Raw genomic sequence first — 6,904 nt, 5'->3', positions numbered from 1 at the left:
CTTCTAAAACAGACTTTAAAATGTATTCTTTTGTTTGTGCGTCTAATCGCTTACGAGTTTGTTTTTCTTTCATCGGTTCCACGTCCTTTTTTAGATATCTTAATATTAAAGTGTCTCTTAAGACGTGTCCATTTTTTATACTAACCTCACATTCACTGACTTTATTTGAACATATCGGATACTTATTAGAACAACTGGCACTTATATTAGAAAATCCAACTTTTATTAGAACATTTTTCGCTATATTAGAACAACCCAGCAATTTATTAGAAAATGCACCCCAGAGACTCAATTCCATACATAAAACTGGAATATGACGAAATATCGTACTTAAAACAATAGAAATATTACTTAATTCCAAAACTTTAATTCAAGACTAAACAAGTATTCTCTCTTTTTAAAAGTAAGTCTTAAGTACTTTAAATTTAAACCGAAGTTATAGATATATTTTAAGTATGACATTCGGAGGAACATAAATATGAATATTGGAAAGAAACTGTTCGGTAGTTTTGGTATCGTTATTGTAATTCTCATTTTTCTTTCAATTTTTTCTGTCATTAAAATGACTGAAATCGATGAGGATTATTCTTTCCTAATTGAAGATCGAGTATACAAAGTAACGGAACTATCGGAAATCCAAAATGCGACATCATTACAAGGGCTGTATATCCGCTCTTATGTTTTACGTCAGGATTCAGCTGATATAGAAAACCTTACTACTCAAAGAGAAATGATTGCAGAAAAAATCGGTGAAATCGAAGGAATATTTAGAACTGCTGATATGCAGGAACAAATTAATACTTTAAAAGAAAATCAAGCTTTATATAATGACTATGTTTCTCAAGTTATTGACTATGTGGATAACGATGACATTGAAAAAGCTAATAATATGCTATTTGAATTCGCTGTACCTGCTAACCGCTCGATTCAGCAAACAATCAACAGCATTGTTGATGTCCAAAAGGAACAAATGCATATAACAAGCGACGAAACAACAGCAAGTGCAAAAATCAGTAAAACACTCATGATTACTATTTCCGTTATTGGTGTTTTACTGGCATCATGCTTAGCCATCTTTATTACACTCAACATTACTCGCCCTTTACACAGATTAACAAATGCGGCAAATGTGATTGCGAACGGTGATTTACGAGAAGAAGATGTTCATGTGAAAACAAAAGATGAGATTGGCGAACTTGCAGCTGCTTTTAATGCAATGAAAGCCAGTCTTTCCAGCTTAATCAGTAATGTATCGTTGAACGTTTCAAGTACAACAGCTGCTTCAGAACAGCTGGCGAGCAGTACCGATGAAGTGTCGGCTGCTTCTGCTGATATTGCAAAACGTGTGGAAACTGTTGCTGAAGGCGGTAGCAATGCGGCAGCAATCGGAAATGATTGTGCTGTTGCTATGGATGAGACAGCTCAAGGTGTAAGCCGAATCGCTGAAGCCGCGCAAGTATTGAACTCTCATGCGATGGACATGCAGACAATTGCAGGAGAAGGCGGTCATACATTACAGACAGCTGAACAGCAAATGTCGGTTATTCAACAATCTTCTTATGAAACAAAAGAAAAAATTAAACAGCTGAGCAGACAATCTGCCGAAATCGAGAACATTACAAAAGTGATTACTGATATTACAGATCAGACAAACCTGCTTGCTCTAAATGCAGCAATTGAAGCGGCCCGTGCAGGAGAACATGGGAAAGGGTTTGCCGTTGTCGCTGACGAAGTGCGCAAACTGGCAGAGCAATCGAAAAGCTCAGCATCACAAATTGCCGGCCTCACATCGACAATTCAAAAAGATACGAGAGAAGTTGAAGAAAGCGTCAATACAACAGCTCAAAATGTCGATCAAGGTGTTGTCTACTTACAAAATGCGCAAGTTTCATTTAATCATATTGTCGGGTCCATCACAGAGATGACTGCTCAAATTCAGGAAGTTTCTGCATCGTCCGAACAAATTTCCGCAAGTACCGAGGAAGTTGCAGCATCTATTGCTGAAATGGCTCATGCAGCTAACAGCGCTGCCGGTGAGATTGGCATTGTCCTATCAGCAGTTGAAGAACAAACTGCTACAATGCAGGAGATTAACGAGGTCGCCCAATCATTGAGTGAAGGTGCCGTCGGAGTTCAAGAACAAGTCAATCTATTTAAAGTGTAGAAAACATAAAAAACGCAAAAGCTGCAAATCAGCTTTTGCATTTCTTTGTATGATTGGATTCTACTAAACTCTAATCCAACGTATTAATCTGCTTGTACCATTTTTACTAGCACACTTGCCAATGCTTTCTTTTCATTTTCATCTGCTACTTTCCATAATTCTTGCAGCACTTTTTCTTCACTGTTTCGAGGTTCTTCGTTTTTAGCTAAATGATCCGCTACAAACTTGGCGCCTTTTGCCAACATGTCATCGCTCAAACCTAATCGTTCACCTTTAGCAAGCTGGTCTTTCAAATAACTCTTGAACGTTGAAAAACTTTCTAAAATCTGATCTTTTTTTTCAGGAGATAATTCTTCAAGTTTCTTGTTAATGTTATTCATTTCACTCATATTGTAATTCCTCCTAGATTGTGTTTTGGCGTTCCCCTAACAATTACCCGCCTTATTTGTAATTAAACTTTATTTTAATAAAAGCTATTATTTTGAACTACTTTTAAACATCTTTACAAAGGCTGTTACTATTTTCATATAATTATTTCGGCTTTGCTCATTGGATTCTTCGCTAAATTTTATTCTTTGCCAAAATACCAAGCCGACGCATTCGTATAGAAGATTTTATCGCTAGCTTGTTCATCAAAAAGTTGCTGAATCAGCGTAATGTCCGCAATTTCAAATGGCCGTTTTGCACGGGTCGATGGCAAGTCCGTCCCGAACATAAGTGCATCCGGGTTAATGCTGTAAATTTCCTGCAGTGCTTTTTTTACATCTAATTCAACTCGGCCAAAACCGGTCGCTTTCACACGTACCCCTTTATCGACCAGCTTCAGTAAATGCGGCAGCCCTTCCTCGGATAACCCTAGATGATCAATCGAAATGGCCGGTAATTTCTCAATCGTTGCAGCAATTTCAGGCAATTCTTTCGCATCGATATACAGCTCGCTATGCCAGCCGACCAATGCATGCACACGTCGTGCAAAATAATCGAGCTTCGATAAATCTTCCGAGCCTCCGCGTTTAATATTAAAGCGCAATGCTCTCACACCATTTTTATGCAATGCTTCGATTTCTTCGTCTGACACTGTATACGGCAATTGGGTTACACCGCAAAATGCCGGGCCCAGCTGCTTTAGCGAATCAAGTAAATACGTTTGATCAAATCCTTGAAATGACCCTGAAACAATTGCTCCGCCTTTAATCGCTAAATCTTTTGTTTCCTCGCTATATGCTGCTGCATCATAGCTTGGCGGCATATATCCCTGACTTTCGATAATCGGAAACTGATAATCGATAATATGAAAATGCGCATCAAAAATTCTCATTTCTCTTCTCCCCCTTTTGTTTTTACTATATATTTTTTGCCAACATATGTCTCATGATAGCGGATCAGTTTTATTAGAACATTTAGTACGGATATTAGAAAATAGCAGCTGCTTATTTGAAGTTTGGAATGGTTTATTTGCACATTTGGTGGGGTTATTCGAACATTTGGCTATTATATTAGAACATCCGGTTTATTAGACCATTTTAAGATTTATTAGAACATCTAGGAGGAGCCTGGCACTCTCTATAAAAAAGACTGTAAGGAATTAACCCTACAGCCGCCTCTTCGTTCTCTATTTCATATACAAATCGACTAATTCATAGCATCTTTCTTTTGTTAACTGGGCTTGTGTGCTTACATACTGTAAAGTTTCCATCGATCCGCCTTTATATTGTAATGCGGCCTCTGTTGCCTTTTCATCGCGATATTCTACCCAGTCATGCTGCTCTACTCTTAATCTGCTCATGTCATCAGGTGGCAGGTTGTTTTTAAGTTCAGCATAGATTTCATTTAATAGCTGATCCCATTGTGAATATACTTCACCCTGGGCTTCTGTTATTTCTGCTTGTGTCCCTTGATCGAAAATTTTGTCCAACTCTTTTACACTTTTTTCAACCTCTGCTAATTTAGCTAGGTATCTTTCCTTCAAGCTGACAGATGAATCTTCGGATGACTTAGTTTCCCCAGGTGGGGGATTGCCTTCTTCGTCACCGTTAACGGAATTTTGTTCAAAGTTCTCTCTAATGCTTTTATTAATTTCCTGTTCGGCTTCTTCAATCATGTTTTCCAGATTAGTTTTTAAATTGTTTTCCAATTCAGGATTTTCCAGTAGTGTATGAGCTTTATCCAAAACGCCATCCCAATCAGCATGGCTTCTTGCTTCTTCTACTTCTTTAAATGCCAGAAGCTGTGCGTGTAAATTTTTTGTTTCTTCGTCGATTTGGCTATCCCCTGAATTTTGCTCTATTAATGTTAACGCTTTATCATATTCTTCATTTTCCAACGCTACGATGACTTTGTCTTTTAGTTGTTCCTCGCTTTCAGTACCGCAGCCAACTAACAATAAGCAAACGGTAAACATTCCTACTAATTTTTTCATGTTGTTTTCCTTCTCTCTGTTATAGGCTGCTATTTAAGGGCAATTCAATACAAACTTCTGTACCTTTTCCATATGCACTATTTGATTATTTCCAAAACACTACAAATTGGAATAAGTTTATTATAAAGCCAACTCCTGTAGAAAGAGTTACAAAAAGGTTACAGTTCAGTTTGCTTATCACATACTTTCCCAAGTTTTTGAAAACTCCCCCTCCTATATTATACAAATCCCTCTTTAAGGCCATTATTATTAATATAAAAAAAGTCGAAAGAACCAGGGTAATTGGTCAAATTGAATCAAATTGTCCATCAATTGTTGACGATTAATCGTTTAAGGCGTAGCATAACCGTTACAACACAATGATAATGATTATCAATATCATTAATCTATATGTTAAGTAATTGAAGGAGGTTTCAGCCTATGTTGAATGGATTTACACCGTGGCCTGCTGATCGAGCTGAATTTTATCGGGAGACTGGTTGTTGGGTAGGTTTAACTTTCGGCCAGATGCTTGAAGATCGAGCCCGTCAATTTGCTGACAATGTGGCGGTTATTGATGATGTACGGTCGCTTACTTATGCACAGCTTAATGAACGTGTGGACCAGTTGGCAACAGGACTTTTGCTGCTTGGTATCCAGAAAGAGGATCGTGTCGTTGTACAGCTTCCGAATGTGGCGGGTTATGTGGAAATTGTATTTGCCCTGTTTAAGATTGGTGCATTGCCTGTCTTTTCGCTTCCTTCTCACCGTGCCAATGAGATTCGCTATTTTTGCGATTTTGCGGAGGCGAAGGCTTATATCGTAATGGATCGTTTTGGGGGCTTTGACTACCGTGGTCTTGCGCGAGAAGTTCAGCAGGAAGTTCCTTCGCTGGAGCATGTCATCATACTTGGCGATGCGCAGGAGTTTGTATCATTTGATTCACTATTCAGTACACAATCTATTGAATTCCCGGAAGTTAGAGGGAGCGAAGTAGCATTCTTGCAGCTGTCTGGTGGAAGTACAGGAATTTCAAAGCTGATTCCGAGAACGCATGATGAATACATGTATACGATTAAGTTGAGTGTTGAACAATGCCAGGTGACCGAAGAGACGGTATTTTTGGTTGTGCTACCGGTTTCTCATAATTATCCGATGAGTTCCCCGGGGATATTAGGGGTCCTTTATGCTGGCGGTAAAATCGTTTTAAGTTCTTCGCCTAGTCCGGATGTTGCATTCCCGCTTATTGAAAAGCATCGTGTGACAATGGTGCCGCTTGTTCCTTCCCTTGCGCTGCATTGGCTGGATATAAAGCCGAATCATACGGAGGATTTATCAAGCTTGAAAGTCATGCTTGTTGGCGGCTCAAAATTCAGTGTTGAAGCGGCGAAACGGGTACGTCCTGTATTTGATTGTCAGCTGCAGCAAGTATTCGGGATGGCGGAGGGTTTGGTTAATTACACAAAATTGGATGATCCTGATGAAATCGTCATCCATACACAAGGTCGCCCGATGTCCCCTTATGATGAGGTGAAAATTGTCGACGATGAAGATCAGGAACTGCCTATTGGTGAGACAGGTCATCTGTTGACGCGTGGACCTTATACAATCCAAGGATACTATAAAGCGCCTGAACATAATGAAAAAGCGTTCACAAAAGATGGCTTTTACCGGACAGGTGATATTGTTCGATGCACGAAAGATGGTTATTTAATCGTAGAAGGCCGAGCGAAGGACCAAATTAACCGCGGCGGGGAAAAAATTGCGGCGGAAGAAGTGGAAAATATGCTGCTTGCCCACCCTGCTATCCATGATGCGGCAATTGTCGGTATGCCTGATTACTATATGGGTGAAAAAAGCTGTGCCTTTATAATCCTAAGAAATGCGGATGTAACAAAACGCCAGCTGAAGTCATTCTTGCGTGAACGCGGACTGGCTACTTATAAAATACCGGATGAAATCTTATTTGTGGAGCAATTTCCATTGACCCATCTTGGCAAAGTTTCGAAAAAGGATTTGCGCCATTTACTTGAACACCAATTGCAACATTAAAATACTGAATATTAAGAAAAGAAGGTTGATATTATGACAACTCAAACTGATTTTACAATCGAACAGCTACGCGAATTTGTTGCTCCTTATGTGACAGAACCGATTGATACGATTTCGGATGTAGATTATTTACTGGATGTCGGGATCGATTCCATCACGATGATGACAATCGTTGAAGAACTCCGTCAAAAAGGCTTTGCGCTTACATTCATTCAGCTTGCCGATGAACCAACAATCGATGGATGGTATCGTCTGATCAAACAATCGATGGCAGATTACGGAGGTTGAGT

The 6,904-nt window shown here is 39.3% G+C and carries 7 protein-coding genes; 3 read left to right on the top strand and 4 right to left on the bottom strand.

All coding sequences use genetic code 11. The annotated features are described in order from the left end of the window. On the bottom strand, nucleotides 1-361 hold a 361-nt coding region (locus CBM15_RS19575), incomplete at its 3' end, for a hypothetical protein (protein ID WP_239835868.1). A 117-nt stretch (nucleotides 362-478) separates the two neighbouring features. On the opposite strand from CBM15_RS19575, the gene CBM15_RS18630 reads away from it, so the two are divergent. After that, a complete protein-coding gene (locus CBM15_RS18630) occupies nucleotides 479-2,164 on the top strand; it encodes a methyl-accepting chemotaxis protein (RefSeq protein WP_087618628.1) in 1,686 nt (561 codons plus the stop codon). An 83-nt stretch (nucleotides 2,165-2,247) separates the two neighbouring features. Here the strand turns inward: CBM15_RS18630 and CBM15_RS18625 are convergent, their stop codons facing one another. The 3 genes from CBM15_RS18625 to CBM15_RS18615 form a co-directional block, all read right to left on the bottom strand. Further along, on the bottom strand, nucleotides 2,248-2,553 hold the full coding sequence (locus CBM15_RS18625; RefSeq protein WP_087618627.1) for a DUF3243 domain-containing protein: 306 nt from the start codon (nucleotides 2,551-2,553) through the stop codon (nucleotides 2,248-2,250). Nucleotides 2,554-2,732: 179 nt separating this feature from the next. Then, nucleotides 2,733-3,482 carry an amidohydrolase family protein gene (locus CBM15_RS18620; protein WP_087618626.1) on the bottom strand — a complete coding sequence of 250 codons (750 nt, stop codon included), beginning with the start codon at nucleotides 3,480-3,482 and terminating at the stop codon, nucleotides 2,733-2,735. 294 nt (nucleotides 3,483-3,776) lie between these two features. After that, nucleotides 3,777-4,583, bottom strand: a complete 807-nt coding sequence (locus CBM15_RS18615; protein WP_087618625.1) for a lysozyme inhibitor LprI family protein — start codon at nucleotides 4,581-4,583, stop codon at nucleotides 3,777-3,779. A gap of 420 nt (nucleotides 4,584-5,003) precedes the next feature. Between CBM15_RS18615 and CBM15_RS18610 the strand changes: the two genes are divergently transcribed. Together CBM15_RS18610 and CBM15_RS18605 are read left to right on the top strand one after the other, a co-directional pair. Then, nucleotides 5,004-6,614, top strand: coding sequence for a (2,3-dihydroxybenzoyl)adenylate synthase (locus CBM15_RS18610; protein ID WP_087618624.1), 1,611 nt, complete (start codon nucleotides 5,004-5,006; stop codon nucleotides 6,612-6,614). A 33-nt stretch (nucleotides 6,615-6,647) separates the two neighbouring features. Next, entirely contained in the window at nucleotides 6,648-6,902 is a 255-nt protein-coding gene (locus tag CBM15_RS18605; RefSeq protein ID WP_087618623.1) for a phosphopantetheine-binding protein, read from the top strand. The last annotated feature ends 2 nt before the right edge of the window (nucleotides 6,903-6,904 follow it).

The sequence above is a fragment of the Solibacillus kalamii genome, from assembly GCF_002174535.1.
GTDB lineage: Bacteria > Bacillota > Bacilli > Bacillales_A > Planococcaceae > Solibacillus > Solibacillus silvestris.
This window is presented reverse-complemented; position numbering and strand designations above follow the sequence as displayed.

What these genes read in the sequence shown, in the direction of transcription:
- CBM15_RS18630 (WP_087618628.1), top strand. Translation starts at nt 479, where the DNA reads ATGAATATTGGAAAGAAACTGTTCGGTAGTTTTGGTATCGTTATTGTA.
- CBM15_RS18625 (WP_087618627.1), bottom strand. Translation starts at nt 2,553, where the DNA reads ATGAGTGAAATGAATAACATTAACAAGAAACTTGAAGAATTATCTCCT.
- CBM15_RS18620 (WP_087618626.1), bottom strand. Translation starts at nt 3,482, where the DNA reads ATGAGAATTTTTGATGCGCATTTTCATATTATCGATTATCAGTTTCCG.
- CBM15_RS18615 (WP_087618625.1), bottom strand. Translation starts at nt 4,583, where the DNA reads ATGAAAAAATTAGTAGGAATGTTTACCGTTTGCTTATTGTTAGTTGGC.
- CBM15_RS18610 (WP_087618624.1), top strand. Translation starts at nt 5,004, where the DNA reads ATGTTGAATGGATTTACACCGTGGCCTGCTGATCGAGCTGAATTTTAT.
- CBM15_RS18605 (WP_087618623.1), top strand. Translation starts at nt 6,648, where the DNA reads ATGACAACTCAAACTGATTTTACAATCGAACAGCTACGCGAATTTGTT.